This window comes from Halorussus sp. AFM4 (assembly GCF_051194995.1).
In the GTDB taxonomy this organism is placed as follows: Archaea; Halobacteriota; Halobacteria; order Halobacteriales; family Haladaptataceae; genus Halorussus.
In genome coordinates this window covers 1,545,627-1,567,373 of the sequence record NZ_JBNTJT010000001.1, presented here as the reverse complement: position 1 = coordinate 1,567,373, position 21,747 = coordinate 1,545,627, and the positions used below count along the sequence as shown (strand labels likewise).

The following is a 21,747-nucleotide window of genomic DNA, read 5'->3' as shown; positions in this document are numbered from 1 at the left end:
ACGAAGAAAAAAGGTGGTCGGTAAAAGGTGGTCTTCAGAACTCCTCCTGGATGATCTCCAGGGTCTCCTCGCGGTCCGACCAGTCGACGAAGACGGCGACGCTGGTCGCGCTCGTGATGAGGTCGTGGATGTTGATGTGGGCGTCCGCGATGGGGTTGACAAGGTTCCGGATGACGCCGGGCCGGTTGGGCAACTCGCCGCCCATCACGCGGATGACCGCCACCTCGTCGTCGACCGTGACGCTCGACAGCGAGTCCTCCTCGATGACCTCGCGGTGGAGGATGTTCTCGGCGCGCTCGGCGACCTCCTCGTCGACGTAGAACGTGACCGAGTCCATCCCGCTGGCGACCGCGTCGACGTTGATGTCGCTGTCGCCGAGCGCGGTCGAGAGCTCCTGGAGGATGCCGGGCCGGTTCCGGATGGCCCGGCCCGCGACCGTCAGGCAGGCCAGCGGGTTCTCGCGCATGTCGATGAGGTTCTCGAACTCGCCGATAACGTCGGTGCCGCCGGCCAGCAGGTCGCCGTGCTGGTAGTGGACCACCCGGACGTCGAGGCTCCCGTCCTTGTACGAGAGCGCGCTGGGCGCGACCACCTCGGCGCCGCGGAACGAGAGGTTCCGGAGCTCGTCGACCGAGATCTCGGCGACGTTGCGCGCGCCCTCCACCACGTGGGGGTCGCCTGTCATGACGCCCTCGACGTCGGTCACGATGACCACCTCGTCGGCGCCCATGTAGTTGCCCAGCATCACCGCGGTGGTGTCCGAGCCGCCGCGCCCGAGCGTGGTCACGTTGCCCTCGGGGCCTTCGGCGAGGAAGCCGGTGACGACCGGCACCACGTCGTCGAGTTCGGCGGCGAGCCGCTCGGCGGCCGCCCTGGTCTTCTCGGCGTCGAGTTCGCCGTGCTCGTCGGTGAACACCGGCCAGCGCTCGCTGCCGGGTTCGACGAACACCGCGTCGACGCCGCGGGCCGCCAGGGCGGCCTTCAGCATCCGGACGCTGGTGCGCTCGCCCATGCTGACGATCTCGGCCCGGTCGGCGTCCTCGGTCTCGAATTCGATCTCGTCGAGGAGTTCGTCGGTGGTGTTGCCCATCGCGCTGGCGACCACCGCGATCTCGTGGCCCTGGGCGACGGCGTCGGCCACCGAGTCGGCCGCCCGGTTGATCCGGTCGCCGCTGCCCAGGCTGGTACCGCCGAACTTCGCCACTACTCGCATACTATCACCTGCGAACCGCAGGACCCCCGCCTGTGACGCTGCATGAGAGTGGCTAACTCTGGCACCCAGATAACTGTGTTCATCTCTGAGAAGCTTGCCGCACCGCGGTTCCGACCGCTATCGCTCGGTCTCGACCGCGGACTCGCCGCGCTCGCCGGTTCCGCTCCTCCCGCCGGTCTCGCCGTCCCCCTCCGTCCTGCCGTCCGTTCCCTCCGACTCGCCGCGCCCCTCGGCGTCGTCCATCTCGGCGATGGGGTCGAACGTGACCAGCCCCTGTCCGGCGGTGAACTCGTAGGCGACCCACTCGGGGATCGCGAGGACGCCGTTCATCTTCCGGATGCGGATCCGCTTGATGAGCGTGTCCTCCACGATACCGTCGTTGACCTGCATGTCCACGATGCCGTCGACCGCGTAGCCGAGGTCGTGGGGGAATCGGACCTCCTCGCCGGTGAACGTCGCGCCCGCGAAGACGGGGACGAACCGGCCCTTACAGACGTCGGCCCGGACGTCCTTGACGAAGTTGTACGCCCGCACCGGCTGGACCAGGCTGCCGAACTCGGTCAGCGAGTCGACCACGACGACGCCCCGGTCGCTCATCCCCAGCGCCTCGAGGCAGTTGTCGAGCTTGTTGTGGAGCTCCGAGACGTCGCTGGGGTCCCGGACGGTCTGGGTCACCGACTCGGTGATGCCGTAGACGTGACGGTTCCACTCGTCCATGCGCTCGAAGAACCGCTCGCGGTCGGGGTCGTCCATCCGGTAGGTGAAGCAGTCGACCACGTGTAACTGGTCGGACTCCAGGTACGGCAGCACGTTCCAGTCGAGCGAGAGGAAGCTCTCGACCACCGAGACCGGCGGCTCGGTGAAGGTGACGACGGTCGCGGGTTCGTCCCGCTCCAGCGCCCGCCAGACGAGTTCGGCACGGAGCGCGTCGTCGCGGGCGCCCTCGTCGTTCGACAGCAGGACGAACGAGTTGCGGGGCAGCCCCTGCGGGAGGAACCGGTCGAGCCCCTCGACGCCGGTCCGGACCCGGCGGAAGCCGTGGTACTCGGTGCAGACCCGCTCGCGCTCGGTCATCGCCGCCCGGCACGCCTCGGTGCAGAACTCGTAGGTGGTCTCTTCCCGCTCCAGGGTCACCGGGTCGGTCGGAATCGGGAGCCGACAGTAGTCGCAGCGGTCGGCGTCGTCCGGCTCTGCGACGTCCGGGCCGGACCCGTCGGTCATCGGGACGCGGGCTCCGTGGCACGCCGGGGGACGGAGCCGGTCGGGCGGTTCGCGGCGGGAGTCGTCCGTGCCATCCATACCCACGACGTAGGGGCGCAAGCGAAAAAGCCCTGCCGCCGCGGTCGAGTCGCCGGGCGAGCCGCCGACCCCAGCGTCGAAACCGGGACCCCGACCGCGATTCCCCCGCGGGCTTTAACTTCGTCGGCAATTGATACGTGAACAATGCGCGTGCGAGATGCAGTAGAGGAGGACGGGGCGGTGCTGGGTGAACTCGCCGACGCCCCCGCCGAGGTGATGCGTAACGTCGTCCACGACCGGACGGTCCGGGTGGCCGAGGTCGACGCCGGCGCGTCGGGCGCAGCCGACGCGGGCGGAAGCGACTCCGCGCCCGACGATGACGCCGCCGAGGACGAGGAGTCGACCGTCGTCGGGTTCGTCGGGTTCGACGCGATGCCGGGGACGGTCCGCGTGACGTACCTCCGGGGGACCCGGGAGGCCCGCGAGCGCCTGCTGGAGGAGCCGGTCCGGTTCGCCCGCAAGGAGGGGATGACCGTCGAGGCGCTGGTGCCCGAGGACGAGGAGCTGACCAGGGACGTCGTCGAGTCGGCCGGGTTCCGGCGGACGGGCACCGGCCCGCGGTTCGAGGGCGGCCGGACCCTGGAGTACCAGTTCGACCCCGCGGCGCGGACCGACGCCGCGCGCCGGTAGGTCGGTTCTACCCGCGAACCCCCTCGTTTCAGGTGGAGCCTGACAGGTAATGGTCCGCCCGAACGGCGCGCCTACCGCCCGACGGGCCGGTGGTTCGCACTCGGAAGAATCAGACCGCCTAGCTGAACTGCCGGACCGTCATGTCCAGCGTGTCGAGGTCCAGAATCGGCGCGAACCCGGCGTCCGGGTCGATGTTCACGGACTTCTGGAACGCGGTCTGGGCCTGCCAGCAGCCCGAGTTGACCGCCAGCACGTTGTGGTACTTGCCCCACCCGAGCTTGTGGACGTGGCCGGTGTGGAACACGTCCGGCACCTCGTCCATCACCAGGTAGTCTTTCTCCTCGGGCGCGACCCGCGTCTTGCCGCCGAACTGGGGCGCGACGTGGCGCTTCTTGAGGAGCTGGTACATCGCCTTGTGTGGCTCGTCGTAGCTGGCCTTCTCCTCGGGGAGCTCGGCGATGACCTCGTCGAGCGAGAACCCGTGGTACATCAGCACGTCGACGCCCTCGACGGTCACGGTCGAGGGGTTGCCCGAGATGCGGGCGTCGTGTGCCGACATGATGTCCCGGAGCTCCTCGTCGAAGCCGGGCTGGGGTTCGGCGAGCCGGACCGCGTCGTGGTTGCCCGGGATCATGAGGATCTCCATGTCGCCGGGCACCTCCTTGAGGTACTCCGCGAACTGCTCGTACTGCTCGTAGATGTCGACGATGTCGAGCTCCTCGTCCTGGTTCGGGTAGACGCCGACGCCCTCGACCATGTCGCCGGCGATGAGCAGGTACTCGACCGCGCTGGCCTCCTCGGTGTGGAGCCAGTCGGCGAACCGCGACCACGCGTCGGCCATGAACTCCTGGCTGCCGACGTGGACGTCGCTGATGAGCGCGGCCTGGACGTGGCGGTCGGCGGTCGAGGGCTGGTAGGTCCGGGGGACGTCGGGGAAGTACAGCGAGTCGACGAACAGGATGCCGTCGCCGTCGTCGTTGTCGTCCGACAGCGTCCCTTCGACCGCGATCACCTCGTCGAGCAGGAGCTCGTCGACCGTGTCGGCGAACTCCCGGTCCTTCATGACGAGGCAGGGGTAGGTCCCGCTGGTGTCCTCGAGCTCGATTAGCCAGTGACCGCTGGCGGTCGAGCGGATGTCGCTTATCATCCCGACGATGGCGGTCTCGCCGCCGCCGGGCATCTTCCGGACCGCCGAGGTCGGGCGGGCGTTGACCCGCGAGCGCAGCTGCTTCGAGAGGCGCTTGAACCGGTCCTGGAACACCGAGACGAAGTCGTCGTACTCGCCGGTCCCGGTGCTCTCGCCCGTGACGTCGCCCGCGACCTCCAGCGACCGCGCGTCGAAGTCCGGGTCTCGGACCGACTCGTCCGGGCGAGTCGTGTCGGGGCGCGAGGCGTCCGGACCGAACGGGTCGCGACCGATTTCACCGTCGTCCACCCCCTTCGTTTCCCCTGGAGACCCCGATTTCGTACCGGAGGTTTCGACCGAATCACGTCCAGTCGAAACGGAGGGGTCGCCGGCGTCCACCTCCGAGAGGGCCGCCTTCACGTGGTCGGCCGAGAGTTTCAGCGCGTCCTCGGGCGCGCGCTCGACGACGACGTCGAGCGCGCCGTCGGGGTCGTCGGCGCCCGCGAGCAGGGTCACCGCCTCGCGGTCGGCGTTGTACCCGCGACTGGCGAGTTCGCTGACGATGCGAGCGGGGGTCTCCAGCGACACGTTCGTTCAAATTCGGGGGTCCGTCAAAAGGGTAGCGGAGCGCCGGCGGGGCGCGCGGGAGTGTCAGGGTCGCGCCGGTAGAGATGTCACTGTACCGCCGTCGCGAACGCGGACAGTGTCACGGTCACGAAGCTCGACAGCCTCTGGCCCCGACAGCTTCTGCTCCGGACAGCATCTGCCCCCGACATCCTCTCCCCGACAGCTTCCGTCGGGCGAGAGGTCTCGGGTTCGCATGAACGGTCGCGGAGTTCGGCGACGGACCCAGTCCGGGCGTGAACCGCACCCGGAAAATTGACGTCCGCGGAACGGGAACGTGGGGTAGATGAGTCCTTCCCGAGACGAACCCCCGTCGGACGACGACGAGCGGACGGGCAGTCCGCCGACCTCGTCGGACGGGCGGTCTGACGAGGCGGCCGCCGGCGGGTCCGGCCGCTCTCCGCCCGCGCCCGAGGCCCGCACGCGGTCCGACGGCGGGGGACGCGAGGAGCGGACCGGCCCGCTCGCGCTCGTCCGGCGGTTCCGCACCAGCGAGAACGGGGTGGTCGTGTTCGTCCGCGAGATGCTGAGCAGCGCCGCCATCGTCGTCGTCATCGGGGCGCTCCTGTTCGCGATCAGCGGGGTCTGGCCCCCGATGGTCGCCATCGAGAGCGGGAGCATGGAGCCCCACATGCAGAAGGGCGACCTCGTGTTCATCATGGAGGAGGGCCGCCTCGCGCCCGCGGCCGCCCACGCGGACACGGGCGTAGTGACGTATCAGGCCGGCAAGGAGGCGGGCTATCGGAAGTTCGGGAGCTACGGCGACGTCATCGTCTACCAGCCCGACGGGCGCGAGTCCAGAACGCCGATAATCCACCGCGCCAGGTTCTGGGTGAACGAGGGCGAGAACTGGTACGACGAGGCCAACAAGCAGTACATCAGCGCCGACAGCTGCGAGGAGCTGGTCAACTGCCCGGCGCCGAACGCCGGGTTCATCACCAAGGGCGACGCCAACAGCTTCTACGACCAGGTGTCGTGGGGCAGCGGCGCGCTCAGCGATCCGGTCCGGCCGAGCTGGATCCGCGGTACCGCAGAGATCCGCATCCCGTGGCTCGGCTGGGTCCGCCTCCAGTTCTCGGGCGCGGCCTGACGCGGCGTTCGCCGGAGAGCGCTGTTCCTCTGCCGATCTGACTTCCCGGGAGTCCGTTTCGGGTCCGGAATGGCCTCGATTCCGGTTCCGATTCCGTCTCTGGTCCGCGTTTCTGGTCCCGCTTCCTGGAACACCTCCGTTTCCTCTCCGGACGGCTCTCGGATTCACCGCGTTCTCCGGACTGGCCGCGAGCGGTGCGACACTCCGCACCCGACAGCCCCTTCGTTTCGTGTGGAGCGACCGAGACGTAGAGCGGGTCTCGATCATTCCCGAAGCAGGTCGGTTTCGCGGAGTCTGTCAGTAGTGGCTTCAGGAGAACAGTCGGAAGGAACGCCGAGGTCCCGGAACGAAGAAATCCGGGAATCATAGGAACCGCTTTCGCCGGGCGAAGGAGGACCTCGACAAGCGAAGGGGGATTTCGACGAGGGAAGGGGGATTAAACGAGGGAGAGTGAATTTCGACGGGCAAAGGAGCGGTCGTCGGCGTCGGTCGCGCGGACTCGGGTCAGTTGTCGAACCGGGCCTGGACGAACGGCTGGACGCTCTCGATGTCGCCGAGCCTGGAGTCGGACATCAGGACCGCCTCGGTCTCGTCGATGGGCACCGAGAGGCTGATCTCCTTGGTCCGGCCGTACCGGCCCTTGCTGACGACCACCGCGTTCACGATGCCGAGCATGTCGAGTTCGCTGATGAGGTCGGTGACGCGGCGCTGGGTCAGCACGTCGGCGTCGATCTCCTCGCAGAGGCGCTTGTAGATGTTGTACACCTCGCCGGTGTTGACGTTGTGGACGCCGTTCTTCTCCAGCGAGATGATCGAGAACAGCACGAGCTTCGACTGGGTCGGGAGGGTGCGGACCACCTCGACCACGCGGTCGAGCTCGATCTTCTCCTGGGCCTTCCGGACGTGGGTCTCGTTGACGCCCTCGGCCTGGTCGCGCTCGGCGAGCTCGCCCGCGGTCCGGAGCAGGTCGAGCGCGCGCCGGGCGTCGCCGTGCTCCTGGGCGGCGAACGCGGCGCAGAGCGGAATCACGTCGTCGGAGAGCGCGTCGGCCTTGAACGCGACCTCGGCGCGGTGCTGGAGGATGTCCCGGAGCTGGTTGGCGTCGTACGGCGGGAAGACGATCTCCTCCTCGCCGAGGCTCGACTTGACGCGGGGGTCGAGGAAGTCGGTGAACTTGAGGTCGTTGGAGATGCCGATGATCGAGACCCGGGAGTTCTCGAGCTCGGAGTTCATCCGCGAGAGGTTGTAGAGAGTGTCGTCGCCCGACTTCTCGACCAGCTTGTCGATCTCGTCGAGCATGATGACCACGACGCGCTCCTCGTAGTCGACCGCCTCGAAGAACGTGTTGTAGACGCGGTCGGTCGGCCAGCCGGTCATGGGGACCGACTCCATCTCCTCGCGGTCGGCCTCCAGCTCGTCGATGCGGTCGTCGACGGCCTCGGCCGAGTCGAACCCGGCGTCCGCGAGCCGGGCGGGGTCCCCGGAGGCCGCCTCGCGGAGCGTCGCGAGCTCGTCGATGCGGTCGTCGACGAACTCCTGGTTGTTCTCGATGAACTTGTTGGCGAGCTGCGCGAGCACGCGGTACTGGGTGTCGGTCACCTCGCAGTTGATGTACTCGACGTTGCAGGGGACGTCGTACTTCTGGGAAGTGCTCTCGAGCTCCTTGCTGACGAACTTCGCGCTCGCGGTCTTGCCCGTCCCGGTCTTGCCGTAGATGAGGATGTTCGAGGGCGTCTCACCCCGGAGCGCGGCGACCAGGATGGTCGCCATGTTGTTGATCTGGTCCTTGCGGTGCGGAAGCTCGTGTGGCGTGTACGACGGCCGGAGCACCTCCTTGTTCTCGAAGATCGGTTCGCCGGACAGCAGGTCGTCGAACAGCCCCTGGTCGTCGTCCTCCTCGTCGAAGACGACGTCGTCGAGGTCGACGTTGTCGAAGCTACGATCGGGGCTGACGTCGACCGCGTCGTCCGCCGGGTTGGTGTTTTCGTCGGTCATGCGTTCGGGTCGACCCCTCCGTTTCAGGTGGAAGACGCGCGGCCCGCGGGCGGATTTCGGCACGACCGCCCGAATGAACCGGAATGCCGAAGCCGAGAAGTGGCGAGCGCGTCCAGTTGATGCAGGAGAACCAAAGGTCCAGCAGGATATTAAACTCTTTCTTCTTTCGATTAGAGTCCGACAGAATCCCGCGAACAGCATCTAGAGAGCGTGATGCGGCCGTTTAGTCCCGCGAAAAGCGAGGGTCACAGTCGATTCCGACGGGCGTCACGGCCGATTCGGACGGGCGAAACGCCCCCGTTTCGGGTGAAGCGACGGGCAGTTTCGACCGGTGACTCGATCGACCACAGCAGTGATCCGGTCGAGCGCTGCACATCACCGGAAGAGTCGAGGTCTGGCTGACTGGCACTGGCGCCTCGAGGAGAATCTCCTCGAAGTCCGATGAAGAATCTCCTCGAAGGGTCTCCGATGAAGTCCCGCAGACGATTCTTCCGTCGGAACCCCGCACCCCTTCGTTTCGCGTAGAACGAAACGCAGTCAGATATCGCCGGGCGAGAACGCAGTCAGATACCGTCGGACGAACTGACATGTTCACACGGACTACAGCACTGTGCCGTGCTGGACAACAACTCTGTACTGTGCCCCTACTCTCGACTGGATTCCTACCCTACGTGTCAATTCTACCCTACGCGTCAACTCCTCGATAAATAGACAGCGTCCGTGGAGTCTCAACAGTACCTGCAATTTCGTGTCTCTCGACAACAACCCGCACTCAGTACTGTCCGAAGTTCACGAGTTGATGCCTCTTACTGAGGTCCAGTCGACCTGCGGTAGAGTCGATCCCGAGAGCGAAAGCCGACCGAAGAACCACGACTGCGGTACGCCCCGATTTCGAGTCGAATGGACGAGTCCGAAGACGACCGAGGGAGCCGGCGTCCGCGTCTGTGTGCATTGGTAGCGACGCTCATTCTGACGGGTGGTCTGGTAACGTCGGTTCGGGGGGCACCTCCCCCACCCCTTCGTTTCGAGTGGAACGCCAGAACCGGCGGGGAGGGGTGGGCGGACTCTAGCAACGCGAACCTTTAATAGAAAGGGCGAAAAACCATACCCGTAAACCAAACGACCATCCTTATTGTTTGAGGTCGGAGGGTTGATTTTACCTCTCTACGAGAACACCGCGGCCCGACTCCCACCCCACGGCCCCACCTCCGACCGCTCCACTTGAAACGGAGGGGTGGGGGTGGGCGGACGACGCTCCGTCTCCGCTACCAACCGCTCGACGAAACCGAGCCGGAATCCGATCTCGACCGCAGATGCCGATACCGCGTCGCAGTGATCGCTATTTCTCGGTCCAGTCGATGGACTACGGCGGGTCGATGGGCTACGGCGTAGTCCGTGGTCAGACGCAGACAATAGTCAGAGGTAGACAGTAATCAGATGGAGATAGAAGTCAGATGTAGACAGAAGTCAGATGTGGACAGACGTGTACAGACTGGATCCGACTGATCCCGCACTGACGTGTCGGCTTCGAGTTCCGGCCGTGTTCACGACAGGCCTCCACCGTCTATGTTCACGATCCGAGGAGTCTCACTCCCTCGATTCTGACCGCCGCTCGTCCCTGCACGCCGAGTAGCGTCCGAGATTTCCCCGATGCCTGTCTCTGTCGACGCCCCGACACCGGCCAGGCGTTTTATCCCGAGCGTTTCCACGTCGTTCCCCCTCCGCGCAATCTGGTTCGAACCTCCGAACCCCTCTGTTTCAACTGGAGATTGCCCGGTCCTCTCTCCGACACGCTCGCTTCGCTCGCACTTCGTACTCCCCGTTCCTACTCCTTCTCCCTGTTCCGCCCCTACTCCTCGTTCCGTTCCTGCTCCCTCTCCTCGTTCTGTTCCTACTCCTTCTCCTCGTTCCATTCCTGCTCCCTCTCCCTGTTCTGTTCCTGCTCCTCCCTTCAACCGTCGCACTGCTTGCTCCCCGTGTGCAACGTTTTCACCGGACGCGTCTGACATAGGTTTAAGTAGGTGGGATATAGTTGTTCGCGCAACAGCCCCCGTGACGGTTTCAAACGCCGATAGTGGGGTCTGGGAGGAAAGGATGGGATTGTTTACGGACCTGAAAGACAGCATCTCCCGCGTTACGGACAAGCTCTTCTCGGCTCAGGAGCCGAAGCGCATCGGTATCTACGGCCCGCCGAACGCCGGAAAGACGACGCTCGCGAATCGCATCACTCGGGACTGGACCGGCGACGCGGTCGGCCCCGAGAGCCACATCCCGCACGAGACCCGCCGTGCCCGCCGCAAGGAGAACGTCGAGATCGAGCGGGACGGCAAGACGGTGTCCATCGACGTCGTCGACACGCCGGGCGTGACGACCAAGGTCGACTACGAGGAGTTCCTCGACCACGACATGGACAAGGACGACGCCGTGCGTCGCTCGCGCGAGGCCACCGAGGGCGTCGCGGAGGCGATGCACTGGCTCCGGGAGGACGTCGACGGCGTCATCTACGTGCTCGACAGCACCACCGACCCGTTCACCCAGGTCAACACGATGCTCATCGGCATCATCGAGAGCCAGGACCTCCCGGTCCTCATCCTCGCCAACAAGACCGACCTCGAGGACTCGAGCGTCCAGCGCATCCGCAACGCCTTCCCCCAGCACGAGACCATCCCGCTCTCGGCGCTCGAAGGTGACAACATGGACGAAGTGTACGACAAGATCGCGGAGTACTTCGGGTGATACCATGCCTGAAGTGACAGAGGACGGCCCGAACGACGGCGTCCAGATCGACCTCATCGGGGCCGACCGGATGGCCGAGATGGCCTCGATGGAGAAGATCCGGATGATACTCGACGGCGTCCGCGACGGCAACATCGTCATCCTCGAGACCGGGCTCTCGCCAGACGAGGAGAGCAAGCTCATCGAGGTGACGATGACCGAGATCAGCCCCGACGAGTTCAACGGCATCGAGATCGAGACCTACCCGCGGTCGGAGACCGCCGACCAGAGCTTCCTCGACCGGCTGATGGGCAAGGAGTCGACCCAGAAGCTCACCGTCATCGGTCCCGCCAACCAGATCGAGACGCTCCACAAGGACGAGAACCTCATCAGCGCCCTCGTGTCACGCAAATAATGCCTCACCAGTGCACCAACTGCGGCCGGTCGTTCCAGGACGGTTCGAAGGAGATGCTCTCGGGCTGTCCGGACTGCGGCGGCAACAAGTTCCAGTTCAAGCCCGCCGGCGCCGCAGGTGGCGACGCTGGTGGGGCCGGCGCGGCGACGTCGGCCGCGACCGCACCGAAGAAGCGACCCGAGACGACCGAACCGGCGGTCGACGACGCACCCGAAACGGGGGGCGACGACCGGGGCGGCGCGGTCAACCGGGCGGCCGCGACGGTCCGCGACTGGGTGCGCACGCGGAACGACGCCGACGCCGGAGACGACGCGGAGGCGTCGGACGCGCGGAACACCGGCTCGTCGGGTCGGACCCCCTGGCCCGGCGAGCACGACGACTCGGACGCGGACGACGCGACCGCCACCGGTTCCACTCGAACTGGCGGCCCATCGGCCGACAGCGTGACCCGCGACTCGACCGGAAACGCCGCCCCTTCCGCCGGAGACACCGCCTCGACCGCCGGCAATGCCGCCCCGTCCAACGGGAACGCTGCCCCGTCCACCGAGGACACGGCCCCGTCCACCGAGGACACCGCCCAGGCGAGCGCGCGACGCGACGTGGTGAGCCGGTCCGAACTCCCGGACGAACCGGCGTCGACCGGCCCGACCGCGGCGCCGGAGTCCGACCGGGGCGACGCCAACGTGGTCGACACGCCCGACGACACCAGCCCCGGCCTCAAGGAGCTCCGCGAGGAGCTCAACAGCCAGTTCGAGAGCATCCGCATCGTCGAACCCGGCCAGTACGAGCTCAACCTGATGGAGCTGTACGAGCGCGAGGAGTACATCATCTCGCTGAAGGAGGACGGCAAGTACGTCATCGAGGTGCCGGACGCCTGGGACGCGGCCGATCGCTGATTCTCCCACCGCCGGTCGAGACTACCCGGAGTGACGAGACCGCTCCGTAGCCACCGGTGCGTCCGACCACGCTCCGTAGCCACCGGTGCGTCCGACCACGCTCCGGCAGGGCCAACCGGCTACCGGCCGGGACGACCACCGGCAAGCCCCGGCACGCTTGCAAAACTGTTTACCACGGCGCTTGGCAAACTCCCGTAACGGATGCTCGACGACGCCAGGCGCCGGGCGCGACGCCTCGCGTTCCTCTTCCCGGCCGGGCTGGCCCGCCTCGGGCTGCTCGACCGGGAGAAGGGCGAGGAGGCGTTCGACCTGGCGGTCCCGGTGATGGTCACCGGCGGGATGCGGACCATGCTGCGGGTGGCCGACTTCTTCATGGTCGGCCGGGCGCTCGGCGACGAGGCGGTGGCCGCGCTCGAACTCGGCTTCCAGTACTTCTTCATCCCGTTCGGCCTCTCGCTGGCGCTGACCAGCGGCACCATCAGCGTGGTCTCGCGGTTCGAGGGCGCCGGCGAGCACGCGAAGGCCAACTTCGCCATCAAGCAGTCGCTGTGGCTGGCGCTGCTGCTGGCGGTGCCCATCACCGCGGCGACGTGGGTCTACGCCGAACCCATGCTCGACGTGCTCACCGACGACGCCCGGACGATCGAGCTCGGGGCGGTCTACCTCCGCATCATCATGCTCTCGGTCGCGTTCCGGTTCTGGAGCATGATCGCGGCCCGCGCGCTCGCCGGCGTCGGCGACACCCGGACCCCGATGTACGTGCGGCTGCTCACGCTCCCGACCAACATCGTCCTGAACGCGGTGCTCATCTTCGGGGTCGGCCCGTTCCCCGAGCTCGGCGTCGCGGGCGCGGCGTGGGGCACCGCGCTCGCCAACGCGCTCGCGGCGGTCATCTTCTCGGCCGCGCTGCTCTCGGGCCGGTACGCGGTCCGGCTCCCGCTCGGCGGCAAGCAGTGGGACTGGTCAATCGCGGGCGAGATCGTCCGGGTCGGTCTGCCGCTGGCGGGCACCCGGCTCTCCCGGACGCTCGGGCGGTTCCCCTTCCTGCTGGTGCTCACCGCGCTCGGCACGCCCGTGGTCGCGGCCTACGCCATCGGCCGGCGGGTGATGCTGCTCGCACTGATGCCCGCGTGGGGGTACTCGACCGCCTCCTCGACGCTGGTCGGCCAGGCCATCGGCGCCGGCAACGACGGCGAGGCCACCGAGTACGGCTGGCAGACCCTCCGCATCGCCCTGGCGACCCAGCTGGCCATCGGCGCGGCGCTGTTCGCGGCCGCCCGGCCGGTCGCGGTGGCGTTCGGCACCGACCACGTCGACCTGACGGTCACGTTCGTCCGGGTGTTCGGCGCGGGCGTCGCGGCGTTCAGCGTCTCCCGGACGATGCGGGGCGGGCTCCGGGGCGCCGGCGACACGCGCTGGCCGTTCTACGGCGCGCTCGCCGGGACCTACCTCTTCAAGCTCCCGGTGGCGTTCCTCGCGGTCGGGCCCGGGGTCGTCCTCTTCGAGCTCGGCGGCTGGACGCTCTCGCTCGCCGGCCACCGCCTCTTCGCGTTCGGCGGGTGGCAGTTCGTCCCGGGCCTGGGCCTGGGGCTGATCGCGGTGTACGTCGGCATCGTCGGCGACATGTACCTCCGGGCGGCGGTCAACGTCTTCCGGTTCCGGTCCGGCGAGTGGAAGCGGACCGCCCGGGAGTCGCCGGTCGGACCCGAGACCGGCGCGGACTGACTCCGTTTCCGCGACCGGCGCGCCCCAAACCTGACAGTTTTAAGCGCTCGCCCCCGAACGACCCGACATGAGCAAGGCAACCAAGATCGTCGTCGCAACGGTCGGTATCACCGCGGTGCTGTCGGTCGCGCTGCTGGCCAACCTCTGGCTGGCGGCGTGATGTTCGAGGAACGGTCGCTCTCCGGGGAGGTGGCCGCGGTCCGCGAGGCCCACGCCCCCGACGCGCTGGTCCTCGATACCGAATCGGACTTCGAGACGCTGGCCCCCGAGCGCGCCGAGGACCTCGGCCTGTTAGTCGACGCGCTCGATCCGGCGACCTACCCTACGGAGTGGCTCCCCGAGGACGCGCCAGAGCTCCTCCGGCGGTACGCCTCGACCGACTTCACGGTCGGGATGCCCGGCGACGGCAGCGTGGCCTGGACCCGCCAGACCGAGCCGCCGGTCGCGTTCGTGAAGGCCCGCGTCCAGGGGTCGCCCGAGGCGTTCGTCGACTTCCTGGTCGCGGAGGCGCTGGTCGAGATCGGCACCGGTCTCCCCGAGCACTTCCTCGGGTTCTTCGAGGACCGGTACGTCGACCTCGACGCCGCGCTCCCGTTCGACGGCGGCAGCGTCTACCAGATCGCGGCCGCGCTGTACGACGCCTACCGCGGCCTCCACACCCGCGAGGTGTTCGCCGACTGGAACGACGAGCACCCCCGGCTGTTCGAGGCGTGGCGGGACGCCGGCGAGCGCATCGAGCCCCGACTGGAGGGCCTGCCCGGCTCGATGGCCCGCGACGAGACCGACTTCGCGGACGCCGCGGAGTTCGCCTGCGCCGCGGTGAAGCACGGGCTCGAACTCCCGGCCCCGTTCGCGGCGCTCGACACGGAGGCGTACCGCGACCACGGGCCGGCCTACGCGGTGAAGTGGGCCGAGAAGACGTTCGAGTGAGGACGAGAGAACGGCGTGCGAGGCGCTGTCACATGCAATTTCACCACCTCCGCAACGATTTTAGTAGTCGACCGCTAGGATTCAACCGCCCGACCATGAGCGACCACTGGGGAGTGCGCGGGGGCGCACACGGCTGGGAGGAACAGCTCTACCCCGACGCCGCCGACGAGGACGAGGACGGCGTCGAGGACGAGACGACCGAGTGAACTCGCGGTCCGAGTCCGACTCACTTTTCGGTGCGATCGCCGCACGGTTCGACGGGGACGACCGCGTCCAGTCGAAACCCCGGGGTCGATCGGCCGCACTGCGCCGCCGTCGCCCCGCGGATAGCGGCGTCCGCTACAGTTCCCGAACCTCCGACGACGACCGCCACTCCCGCGCCCCACCGCGTTCCCGCACTCTCATCGTCTGTCCCGGTGATACCGACGTCAGTCGCGTTCTCTCCCGGTCCGACCGTCGACGAGCGCCGACGCGGTCGTCCGCCGCCGCGCGACCCCTTGGTTTCGCCTGGAACCGAAGCCGCGGTCGACCGCTTCCCCGCCGTGACGGACCCCTCACCGTCGAGACGGGGTCCCGGGATCAACTCCTCCCCGTCGAGGCGGCGTCCCGGAATCAATTTCTCCCCGTCGAGACAGCGTCACGGGATTCCCTCCGTCGAGACGGCGTCACGGGATCAACTGCTCGCCGTCGTCGTCGTACACCGCGATGGCGTCGACCGGGCAGACCCGGGCGGCCATCTTGGCGTCGAACTCGGCGTCGTCGGGCACCTCGCGCACGAACACGTCCTCGGACTCCTCCTCGGCGTCCCGGAGGTCGGCCTTGCCGTCGTCGCGGTTCTCCTCGAAGGCGTCCCACTCGGCGGTGCACTGGAACATCCCGGTGCAGGTGTCGCGGTCGAACTCGATTCGCATGGCTCGGGCTTGGACGGGCAGCCCCTAATCCCTGCCGGGTCGGGGTCCGCTCCGCGCCCGTCGCTACGTGGCGCTCCGGGGTCAGTTCCCGCGTTCGAGCCGCGTCCCGATCCTGCTCGGCAGGCCGACCGCCTCGACCTCCTCGCGGACGGCGTCGACGTCGTACTCCACCCGGCGCAGGTCGACCGAGCGGTCCTCCAGGTCGAGGACCGCGTAGGCCGCCCGCGGGTCGCCGTCCCGGGGCTGGCCCACGCTGCCGGGGTTGAGCACGACGCCCTCGGCGTACTCCTCGGCGTGCTGGACGTGGGTGTGTCCCATCACCAGCACGTCCTCCTCGCCCAGCAGGTCGGCCGAGAACTCCTCGGGCATCGTGTAGTGGTCCGGGTCGTCGGGGTGGCCGTGGACGACCTTCACCCGCCCGTCGAACTCGCGGCGCTCGTCGGGCAGGTCGGCCAGCCAGTCGAGCTGGTCCTCGGAGAGCCGTTCACGGGCGAGTTCCACGCCTGCCTTCGCCATCCGGTTGAACCGGAACGCGGTGCCCGAGGCGACCGCCCGGTCGTGGTTGCCCATCACGGTCGGGATCCCGCGCTCGCGGACCGTCTCCAGGCACTCGGCGGGCCAGGGGTTGTATCCCACCACGTCGCCGGCGCAGACGAGGGCGTCCACGTCGGGCATGTCCGCGAGGACGGCCTCGAACGCGACGCTGTTCGAGTGGACGTCGGAGAGCACGCCGATTCGCATGCGAACCAGTTGGCGCGCCCGGGACTTAACTCCGGTTCCCGGGGACGCGCCGCTCGCTCTCTGCGCTCAGTCGCCGTTCTCGACCGCGAACTCGAACCCGTCGTCGGTGCGCGCGACTCCCGCGGCGCAGACCGGGTGCTCGAAGTCGAGGGCGTAGGCCTCGCTCGCGGCCTCGGCGGCGGTCTCGGCCGCGAAGTCGAACGGCTCGGGGGCGTCGCGCTCGTAGGTGGCGACGAGCGTCGGCTCCGCGACCTCCTGGACCAGCAGCGCGTCGCGGCGGACGGTGCCGACGAACGCCGAGTCGGCGGCGAGGACGCCGGCGATCCGCGGCGTGTCGTAGTCGTCCTTCTCGTAGTCAAGCGCGAGCAGGCTCTCGGCGAGGGCGTCGCGCGCGGGGTAGCCGAGTCCGAGCTTCTCGGTGATCGGATCGACGTGCGAGCCGTTGCCGACGACGGCGGCGTCGCCGGCGGTCCTGACGCAGTTGTACGAGATGTAGGGGTTGTCGGTCTCGGGCGCGGCGTCGGTCGGCGCGACGGTCAGCGCGTCGTCGCGCTCGACCACCAGCCGGTTCGGGAACGACCGCGACGAGACGCGGTAGGCGGCGACCCGCGGGCCGACGACCAGGAATCGTCCGACGTACATACACGAACGTGCGCAGTTCTCGGCCAAGTAGGTGTTGGTTTATGCACCACCGGCGAATCCCCGGCGGCGGTGCCGGACGCCGTTCGGCCGGCCCGCGGGTGTGTGCGAACGAGTATCGCAGGAGGGCGAACGCGCAACGCTTACATTCCCCCGGCGTGTACCGGTGAGTGCAGAGTCCCATGGGGTAGTGGCCAATCCTGAAGCCTTCTGGGGGCTTCGACCCAGGTTCGAATCCTGGTGGGACTATTCGACTTCTCACGGAGTTCGCGCCCGTACCGTCGGTAGTCGACGCGGGCGCCGTAGCAGTTAACCACGTTGCGACTGACTCACACACTGGACATGGTAGAGCACTGTCCCGTGTGCGACTCGCGGATAAACGACACCGTTCCGACGGCCGGCACCGAGTACGAGGGGGAGCAGTACCACTTCGAGTCCGCGAAGTGCAAGGAGTTCTTCGAGGAGAACCCGGAGGAGTACACGTAACGGGCGGCGACGTCTGCGCATCGCCCGGCCAGGTCGTTCGCGGCGCGACGCTCGCCGGACCGACTCCGACCGATTCGGTTTCTTTTCCGCCCGGGGGAAGGATTATTACACGGGGATTCCCGGTCCCCGTATGGTACGCGCGCGCTGTCGGCACTGCGGGTGGCAGATGATCGGCTCCTCACACCCCGAGGTGGTGGAGGCGTACCACGACCACGTCCGCGAGGAGCATCCCGGCGAGTGGCACCGCATCTAGCCCCGCCCGAAAAGAGTCCGCGACTCGAGTCCGCTACGGCTCCAGCAGGACCTTCGTCACGCCCTCCTCGCGCTCGTCGAACCGCTCGTACATCTCCGGCGCCTCGTCGAGCCCGACCCGGTGGGAGACGACCCACGACGGGTCGGCCCTGCCCTCGATGATGAGGTCGCGCAGCTCCCGGTTGTAGTCCTTCACGTTGCACTGGCCGGTGCCGAACCGGTGGCCCTTCTCGAACAGCTTCCCGAAGTCGATACCGAGCCGGCCCTGGGCCGCCATCTCGTCGGGCGCGCCGGGGTCCGAGGGCACGTACAGCCCGACCACGCCGATCTGGCCGGTCGGCCGGACGGTCTGGATGAGCTGGTTGAGCACCAGCGCCGGGTTCTCCCGGGCGGGGTCGTAGGCGTCGTCGGCCTGCTTGTCGTCGTCGACCGCCTGGTACCCCACCGCGTCGACTCCCTTGTCGACGCCGCCGCCGTGGGCGTCCTTGATCTGCTCGACCGGGTCGGCCTCCTCGAAGTTGATGGGCTTCGCGTCGCAGTGCTCCTCCGCGAGCTCCAGTCGGCTCGGGACGCGGTCGACCACGTAGATCTCCGAGGCGCCCTTGATGTCGGCGCTGTACGCCGCCATCAGCCCGACCGGGCCGGCGCCGAAGATGGCGACCGAGTCGCCGGGCTGGAGGTTCGCGAGCTCGGTCCCGTGCCAGCCCGTCGGGAAGATGTCCGCGAGCATCGCGAACGCGTCCTCGTGCTCGTCGCCCGGCGGGAGCTTGAGCGCGTTGAAGTCGGCGTACGGGACCCGGAGCTTCTCGGCCTGTCCGCCCTGGTACGGCCCCATGGCGACGTAGCCGTACGCGCCGCCGGCGAAGCCCGGATTCACGTTGGTGCAGAACCCGGTGTACCCCTCCTCGCAGTTCTCGCAGAACCCGCAGGCGACGTTGAACGGCATGACGACGCGGTCGCCCTCGCTGAGCGTGCTCACGCCCTCGCCGACCTCCTCGACGATCCCCAGGTTCTCGTGGCCGAACACGAGCCCCGGCTCCGCGTCGGTCCGGCCCTCGTACATGTGGAGGTCGGACCCGCAGATGGCGGTGGTCGTGATGTCGACGATGATGTCGTTCGGGTGTTCGATCTCCGGTTCGTCGATCTCCTCGACTGCGACCTCGTGTTCCCCCTGGTACACGACGCCTCTGATAGACATTAGGTAACAGTCCCCCTCTACCCAATCCAGCGCCGCTTTCATAAACCTAACCGATAAAAATATCGACATGGAGTAGGGCGAACAGTATCAGATACCGGACCTTTCTCCGCCGTGTCGAGTCGCCAGCGAGCTCTGAGACTCGAACTCCGACTCAAAGAACGGGTACGGGCGGAGCGCGTCGTCCGACGCGGTTATCCGGACAGGTTCTCGAACGCGTCGACGCCGCTCTCGGCGACGTCCATGTCCTGTTCGACCTGGCCGCCGCTGACGCCGAGCGCGGCGACGACGTCACCGTCGCGTTCGAGCGGGTAGCCGCCGCCGAAGATCACCATCCGGCCCTGGTTGGTGTTCTGGAGCCCGTACAGGGAGTTGCCGGGTTCGGACGGTTCGGCCAGTTCGTGGGTCGGCATGTCCAGCGCCGCGGCGGTGAACGCCTTGTTCCGGGAGATGTCGACCGACGCGAGCCAGGCGCCGTCCATCCGATGCTGGGCGATCAGGTTGCCCTCCGCGTTCGCGACCGTGATCACCATCGGATTGTCGATCTCCTCGGCTCGCTGTTCGCACGCGTCGATGACCTCTTTCGCGGTGTCGAGACTAACAGTTTCTACCATAGGTGCACCGGTCCGGGAGCGTAGAGACCCCCGTTCGACTGCCGACAGCCCGACGCATAGCTCTTCGGGCCGTGGTAACGAGGGGCACCGAAACGGCGTCACCGGCCGGCGGTGCCGGTCCGAATAAAAGAAATGCGTGGTGAGTCGTGTCTGCTTGCGGCAGGTCAGTCCTCGGAATCGTAGGCGACGACCTCGAATTCGGAGGAACCGCAGTTCGGGCAGGCCGCCCGCACCGGCCGGATGCCGTCGTCGGTCTCCCTGCCGAGGCGCAACTCTCCGCAGTCTACACATTCCAACTGATAGACCACCACGCCTCTCCGGATACACCCCGCCGGCTAAACTCCCCCGTACCGTTGCGACCGTTTCACGCCGAATCCGAACGTTTCACCGCATGAGAGTCACGGGAACGGGTTCTACGACCGGTTCACGCGGTCTCCCCGTCGAACTCCGCCGCGACCACCACGCTCTCGTCGTCGCCCTCGCCGCGCCAGAGCAGGTCGAACCGGTGGTCGCCGATCACGGCGTCCTGCTCCACCCGGTAGTCGGCGCTCAGGTCGTCCCACGACGCGGGGTCGTCCCGGCTCTGGTCGTCATCGTCGTCCGCCATCGGTCGGCCGATGGGCGTCGAGCGGACGTCCTCCTCGATCCGCTCGGCGAAGTCGATGGGGACGTAGACGTCGTCGTCCGCGTCGTCGTTGAAGTACAGCCGCACCAGCTCGTTCGGTCCCTTCGACCACGGGTTGACGACTCGGCCGTCGTAGTAGAGGTCGAACTCCACCGCGTCGTCGGGCGACCGGTCGGCCAGGTCCTCGATGTCGTCGTTCTCCTCGAACTCGGTCAACTGCTGGATATCGGATTCACTTGCCATGGTTCGATCAGTGTGAGCGTGTCGTCTTTCCGCACTCACGAAGCATCGCACCGTAGGGCCCAGATGAGGATGAACGGACGGGTTGCCAAGGCAGGCCGCCCGCCGAGCGTGTCTCCTCGCTCCCGCGCCGTCGGTCGGTAGCCACCGACTACCCGACCGAGCGACCGATTCAGGACCGGAAGAACAAAGGTCCGACCTGCGAAACGACGAGGCGAGTCGCTCGGCCCGAACCGGGTAACTTAAATTCCTCCGAGAGCCACGCCGCCGTCTCGCCATTTAACCCCTTCGTTTCGGGTGGAGGCCGTCGCGGGCGCGGCCGCGCTCAGTTCGAGTTCACGTCCGACTCCTCGTCGACTGCGTCCGCGTCGAGCTCCGCCAAGTCGCGCTCGTCGTTGTACTCCTCCATGCCGGCGGCCTCCCCGGTTATCTCGTCGTACACCGCCTCGCGGGCCTCGTCGGCCGACTCGAACCGCTCGTCGACGAGCCGGTCGAAGACGCTGCCGAGGCTCTCGGTCTCGTTCTGGAGGTCGAGGGGCTGGTCGCCGTACTCGGTCGCCAGCTCCTCGCTGGTCGCGGGGTACTTGTGCTCGCCCAGCATCTCGCCGGCCTCGCCGAGCATGTCCTCGACGCGCTCGGTGCGCTCGCGCTGGCGCTCGCGGGCGTGTCGCTGCTCGGTCTCGGGGTCTGGGTCGTCGCTCATGTCCGCGGGTTCGGTCCTGACGCCCGTAACCCTGCTGGCTGTCGCGCCCTCGGGCGCTTCGCTCGCCGCCCGTCTCCGCTTACCGCCCTCGGGCTACTTCTACTTCTCCACGTCGAGCAGGGCCACCCGCTCGCGCACCAAATCGGCCAGCGTCGCGTCCGTCGCCGCCAGCTCGGCCTCGCTCACGTTGAAGAACGCCAGGACCGCCTCGCGGTCGATGCGGTCGGCCGCCAGCGGGTCCGGGTCGACGCCCGCATCCGACGGCGGTGACGCCGACCCCTCCGGGGCGGCCCCCGACCCGAGCAGGCCCCGGACCTGCTCCGCGGCGTCTCGCTCGGCCTCTGGGTCTCCCGCGGGCGAGTGGACGACGACGACCACGTCCGCCTCGCCCTCCGAGACGCCCATCCGGAGCGCCCGGTTGATCTGGCGCCGGCCGGCGGCGTACAGCAGGATCTCGACCGCGCGGTCGCGGGCGACGTTCTCGCCCCGGTCGAAGGCGCGGTCGGCGCGCTCGACCGCCGCCCGGAGGTGCTCGCGACCGACCACGTAGTCGGCGTCGAACGCCTGCACCGCGCAGCCGAACTCCTCGCCGATCGCGCCGAGCTCGTCGAGGAAGGCGTCGAGGTCCTCGACGTCGGTGCGTCCGTGGACGAGCCTCATCGGTTCCTCCCTCGGGCGCCGGA

The 21,747-nt window shown here is 67.9% G+C and carries 23 protein-coding genes and 1 tRNA gene; 11 read left to right on the top strand and 13 right to left on the bottom strand.

All coding sequences use genetic code 11. The features are described 5' to 3' along the window. Nucleotides 1–34 precede the first annotated feature (34 nt). Both ACQUQF_RS08155 and ACQUQF_RS08150 read right to left on the bottom strand, forming a co-directional pair. Nucleotides 35–1,213, bottom strand: a complete 1,179-nt coding sequence (locus ACQUQF_RS08155) for an aspartate kinase (protein WP_435177558.1) — start codon at nt 1,211–1,213, stop codon at nt 35–37. Between the two features lie 117 nt (nt 1,214–1,330). Then, the gene (locus ACQUQF_RS08150) at nt 1,331–2,512 is read right to left on the bottom strand and encodes an ATPase domain-containing protein (protein WP_435177556.1); all 1,182 of its coding nucleotides are present in this window, start codon (nt 2,510–2,512) and stop codon (nt 1,331–1,333) included. Between the two features lie 144 nt (nt 2,513–2,656). On the opposite strand from ACQUQF_RS08150, the gene ACQUQF_RS08145 reads away from it, so the two are divergent. Continuing rightward, nucleotides 2,657–3,142, top strand: a complete 486-nt coding sequence (locus tag ACQUQF_RS08145) for a hypothetical protein (RefSeq protein ID WP_435177555.1) — start codon at nt 2,657–2,659, stop codon at nt 3,140–3,142. Between the two features lie 118 nt (nt 3,143–3,260). On the opposite strand, the gene ACQUQF_RS08140 is transcribed toward ACQUQF_RS08145, so the two are convergent. Beyond that, on the bottom strand, nt 3,261–4,856 hold the full coding sequence (locus ACQUQF_RS08140) for a DNA-directed DNA polymerase II small subunit (RefSeq protein ID WP_435177553.1): 1,596 nt from the start codon (nt 4,854–4,856) through the stop codon (nt 3,261–3,263). Nucleotides 4,857–5,178: 322 nt separating this feature from the next. Between ACQUQF_RS08140 and ACQUQF_RS08135 the strand changes: the two genes are divergently transcribed. Next, complete coding sequence (locus ACQUQF_RS08135; protein ID WP_435177551.1) at nt 5,179–5,982, top strand: S26 family signal peptidase; 804 nt, start codon at nt 5,179–5,181, stop codon at nt 5,980–5,982. A gap of 504 nt (nt 5,983–6,486) precedes the next feature. On the opposite strand, the gene ACQUQF_RS08130 is transcribed toward ACQUQF_RS08135, so the two are convergent. Beyond that, on the bottom strand, nt 6,487–7,977 hold the full coding sequence (locus ACQUQF_RS08130; protein WP_435177549.1) for an AAA family ATPase: 1,491 nt from the start codon (nt 7,975–7,977) through the stop codon (nt 6,487–6,489). 2,094 nt (nt 7,978–10,071) lie between these two features. Here ACQUQF_RS08130 and ACQUQF_RS08125 point away from each other — a divergent pair. From ACQUQF_RS08125 to ACQUQF_RS08100, 6 genes are all read left to right on the top strand, one after another. After that, entirely contained in the window at nt 10,072–10,713 is a 642-nt protein-coding gene (locus ACQUQF_RS08125; protein ID WP_435177547.1) for a GTP-binding protein, read from the top strand. Nucleotides 10,714–10,717: 4 nt separating this feature from the next. Further along, the gene (locus tag ACQUQF_RS08120) at nt 10,718–11,107 is read left to right on the top strand and encodes a DUF2073 domain-containing protein (RefSeq protein ID WP_435177545.1); all 390 of its coding nucleotides are present in this window, start codon (nt 10,718–10,720) and stop codon (nt 11,105–11,107) included. Further along, entirely contained in the window at nt 11,107–12,003 is an 897-nt protein-coding gene (locus tag ACQUQF_RS08115; protein ID WP_435177543.1) for an OapC/ArvC family zinc-ribbon domain-containing protein, read from the top strand. The genes ACQUQF_RS08120 and ACQUQF_RS08115 overlap by 1 nt, the downstream gene beginning before the upstream one ends. Nucleotides 12,004–12,204: 201 nt before the next feature. Next, nucleotides 12,205–13,728 carry an MATE family efflux transporter gene (locus tag ACQUQF_RS08110; protein ID WP_435177541.1) on the top strand — a complete coding sequence of 508 codons (1,524 nt, stop codon included), beginning with the start codon at nt 12,205–12,207 and terminating at the stop codon, nt 13,726–13,728. 67 nt (nt 13,729–13,795) lie between these two features. Then, on the top strand, nt 13,796–13,888 hold the full coding sequence (locus ACQUQF_RS08105; RefSeq protein WP_435177539.1) for a hypothetical protein: 93 nt from the start codon (nt 13,796–13,798) through the stop codon (nt 13,886–13,888). Beyond that, a complete protein-coding gene (locus ACQUQF_RS08100) occupies nt 13,888–14,658 on the top strand; it encodes a DUF7089 family protein (RefSeq protein ID WP_435177537.1) in 771 nt (256 codons plus the stop codon). The genes ACQUQF_RS08105 and ACQUQF_RS08100 overlap by 1 nt, the downstream gene beginning before the upstream one ends. A gap of 665 nt (nt 14,659–15,323) precedes the next feature. Here the strand turns inward: ACQUQF_RS08100 and ACQUQF_RS08095 are convergent. The 3 genes from ACQUQF_RS08095 to ACQUQF_RS08085 all read right to left on the bottom strand — a co-directional run bounded on the left by ACQUQF_RS08095 (nt 15,324) and on the right by ACQUQF_RS08085 (nt 16,952). Then, nucleotides 15,324–15,569, bottom strand: coding sequence for a ferredoxin (locus ACQUQF_RS08095; RefSeq protein WP_435177535.1), 246 nt, complete (start codon nt 15,567–15,569; stop codon nt 15,324–15,326). 81 nt (nt 15,570–15,650) lie between these two features. Next, nucleotides 15,651–16,310 (bottom strand): metallophosphoesterase family protein, encoded by a 660-nt coding sequence (locus tag ACQUQF_RS08090; protein ID WP_435177533.1) that lies wholly within the window; start codon nt 16,308–16,310, stop codon nt 15,651–15,653. Nucleotides 16,311–16,376: 66 nt separating this feature from the next. Further along, entirely contained in the window at nt 16,377–16,952 is a 576-nt protein-coding gene (locus ACQUQF_RS08085; RefSeq protein ID WP_435177531.1) for an IMP cyclohydrolase, read from the bottom strand. Nucleotides 16,953–17,125: 173 nt separating this feature from the next. On the opposite strand from ACQUQF_RS08085, the gene ACQUQF_RS08080 reads away from it, so the two are divergent. The 3 genes from ACQUQF_RS08080 to ACQUQF_RS08070 all read left to right on the top strand — a co-directional run bounded on the left by ACQUQF_RS08080 (nt 17,126) and on the right by ACQUQF_RS08070 (nt 17,688). Further along, nucleotides 17,126–17,198 (top strand) — tRNA-Gln (locus tag ACQUQF_RS08080). A 93-nt stretch (nt 17,199–17,291) separates the two neighbouring features. After that, complete coding sequence (locus ACQUQF_RS08075; RefSeq protein ID WP_435177529.1) at nt 17,292–17,435, top strand: YHS domain-containing protein; 144 nt, start codon at nt 17,292–17,294, stop codon at nt 17,433–17,435. Between the two features lie 130 nt (nt 17,436–17,565). Beyond that, nucleotides 17,566–17,688 carry a hypothetical protein gene (locus ACQUQF_RS08070; protein WP_435177527.1) on the top strand — a complete coding sequence of 41 codons (123 nt, stop codon included), beginning with the start codon at nt 17,566–17,568 and terminating at the stop codon, nt 17,686–17,688. A gap of 33 nt (nt 17,689–17,721) precedes the next feature. On the opposite strand, the gene ACQUQF_RS08065 is transcribed toward ACQUQF_RS08070, so the two are convergent. From ACQUQF_RS08065 to cgi121, 6 genes are all read right to left on the bottom strand, one after another. Then, nucleotides 17,722–18,879: a glutathione-independent formaldehyde dehydrogenase gene (locus ACQUQF_RS08065; protein ID WP_435177630.1), complete on the bottom strand. Its 1,158-nt coding sequence runs from the start codon at nt 18,877–18,879 to the stop codon at nt 17,722–17,724. 197 nt (nt 18,880–19,076) lie between these two features. Beyond that, nucleotides 19,077–19,496: a GlcG/HbpS family heme-binding protein gene (locus ACQUQF_RS08060; protein WP_435177525.1), complete on the bottom strand. Its 420-nt coding sequence runs from the start codon at nt 19,494–19,496 to the stop codon at nt 19,077–19,079. A 164-nt stretch (nt 19,497–19,660) separates the two neighbouring features. Further along, the gene (locus ACQUQF_RS08055; RefSeq protein ID WP_435177523.1) at nt 19,661–19,807 is read right to left on the bottom strand and encodes a hypothetical protein; all 147 of its coding nucleotides are present in this window, start codon (nt 19,805–19,807) and stop codon (nt 19,661–19,663) included. A 113-nt stretch (nt 19,808–19,920) separates the two neighbouring features. Further along, nucleotides 19,921–20,364 carry a hypothetical protein gene (locus tag ACQUQF_RS08050; protein ID WP_435177521.1) on the bottom strand — a complete coding sequence of 148 codons (444 nt, stop codon included), beginning with the start codon at nt 20,362–20,364 and terminating at the stop codon, nt 19,921–19,923. A 322-nt stretch (nt 20,365–20,686) separates the two neighbouring features. Continuing rightward, a complete protein-coding gene (locus ACQUQF_RS08045) occupies nt 20,687–21,064 on the bottom strand; it encodes a DUF5789 family protein (RefSeq protein WP_435177519.1) in 378 nt (125 codons plus the stop codon). Between the two features lie 99 nt (nt 21,065–21,163). After that, nucleotides 21,164–21,724, bottom strand: a complete 561-nt coding sequence (gene cgi121 / locus ACQUQF_RS08040) for a KEOPS complex subunit Cgi121 (RefSeq protein WP_435177517.1) — start codon at nt 21,722–21,724, stop codon at nt 21,164–21,166. Between the last annotated feature and the right edge of the window lie 23 nt (nt 21,725–21,747).

What these genes read in the sequence shown, in the direction of transcription:
- ACQUQF_RS08155 (WP_435177558.1), bottom strand. Translation starts at nt 1,213, where the DNA reads ATGCGAGTAGTGGCGAAGTTCGGCGGTACCAGCCTGGGCAGCGGCGAC.
- ACQUQF_RS08150 (WP_435177556.1), bottom strand. Translation starts at nt 2,512, where the DNA reads ATGGATGGCACGGACGACTCCCGCCGCGAACCGCCCGACCGGCTCCGT.
- ACQUQF_RS08145 (WP_435177555.1), top strand. Translation starts at nt 2,657, where the DNA reads ATGCGCGTGCGAGATGCAGTAGAGGAGGACGGGGCGGTGCTGGGTGAA.
- ACQUQF_RS08135 (WP_435177551.1), top strand. Translation starts at nt 5,179, where the DNA reads ATGAGTCCTTCCCGAGACGAACCCCCGTCGGACGACGACGAGCGGACG.
- ACQUQF_RS08130 (WP_435177549.1), bottom strand. Translation starts at nt 7,977, where the DNA reads ATGACCGACGAAAACACCAACCCGGCGGACGACGCGGTCGACGTCAGC.
- ACQUQF_RS08125 (WP_435177547.1), top strand. Translation starts at nt 10,072, where the DNA reads ATGGGATTGTTTACGGACCTGAAAGACAGCATCTCCCGCGTTACGGAC.
- ACQUQF_RS08120 (WP_435177545.1), top strand. Translation starts at nt 10,718, where the DNA reads ATGCCTGAAGTGACAGAGGACGGCCCGAACGACGGCGTCCAGATCGAC.
- ACQUQF_RS08115 (WP_435177543.1), top strand. Translation starts at nt 11,107, where the DNA reads ATGCCTCACCAGTGCACCAACTGCGGCCGGTCGTTCCAGGACGGTTCG.
- ACQUQF_RS08110 (WP_435177541.1), top strand. Translation starts at nt 12,205, where the DNA reads ATGCTCGACGACGCCAGGCGCCGGGCGCGACGCCTCGCGTTCCTCTTC.
- ACQUQF_RS08105 (WP_435177539.1), top strand. Translation starts at nt 13,796, where the DNA reads ATGAGCAAGGCAACCAAGATCGTCGTCGCAACGGTCGGTATCACCGCG.
- ACQUQF_RS08100 (WP_435177537.1), top strand. Translation starts at nt 13,888, where the DNA reads ATGTTCGAGGAACGGTCGCTCTCCGGGGAGGTGGCCGCGGTCCGCGAG.
- ACQUQF_RS08095 (WP_435177535.1), bottom strand. Translation starts at nt 15,569, where the DNA reads ATGCGAATCGAGTTCGACCGCGACACCTGCACCGGGATGTTCCAGTGC.
- ACQUQF_RS08090 (WP_435177533.1), bottom strand. Translation starts at nt 16,310, where the DNA reads ATGCGAATCGGCGTGCTCTCCGACGTCCACTCGAACAGCGTCGCGTTC.
- ACQUQF_RS08085 (WP_435177531.1), bottom strand. Translation starts at nt 16,952, where the DNA reads ATGTACGTCGGACGATTCCTGGTCGTCGGCCCGCGGGTCGCCGCCTAC.
- ACQUQF_RS08075 (WP_435177529.1), top strand. Translation starts at nt 17,292, where the DNA reads ATGGTAGAGCACTGTCCCGTGTGCGACTCGCGGATAAACGACACCGTT.
- ACQUQF_RS08070 (WP_435177527.1), top strand. Translation starts at nt 17,566, where the DNA reads ATGGTACGCGCGCGCTGTCGGCACTGCGGGTGGCAGATGATCGGCTCC.
- ACQUQF_RS08060 (WP_435177525.1), bottom strand. Translation starts at nt 19,496, where the DNA reads ATGGTAGAAACTGTTAGTCTCGACACCGCGAAAGAGGTCATCGACGCG.
- ACQUQF_RS08050 (WP_435177521.1), bottom strand. Translation starts at nt 20,364, where the DNA reads ATGGCAAGTGAATCCGATATCCAGCAGTTGACCGAGTTCGAGGAGAAC.
- ACQUQF_RS08045 (WP_435177519.1), bottom strand. Translation starts at nt 21,064, where the DNA reads ATGAGCGACGACCCAGACCCCGAGACCGAGCAGCGACACGCCCGCGAG.
- cgi121 (WP_435177517.1), bottom strand. Translation starts at nt 21,724, where the DNA reads ATGAGGCTCGTCCACGGACGCACCGACGTCGAGGACCTCGACGCCTTC.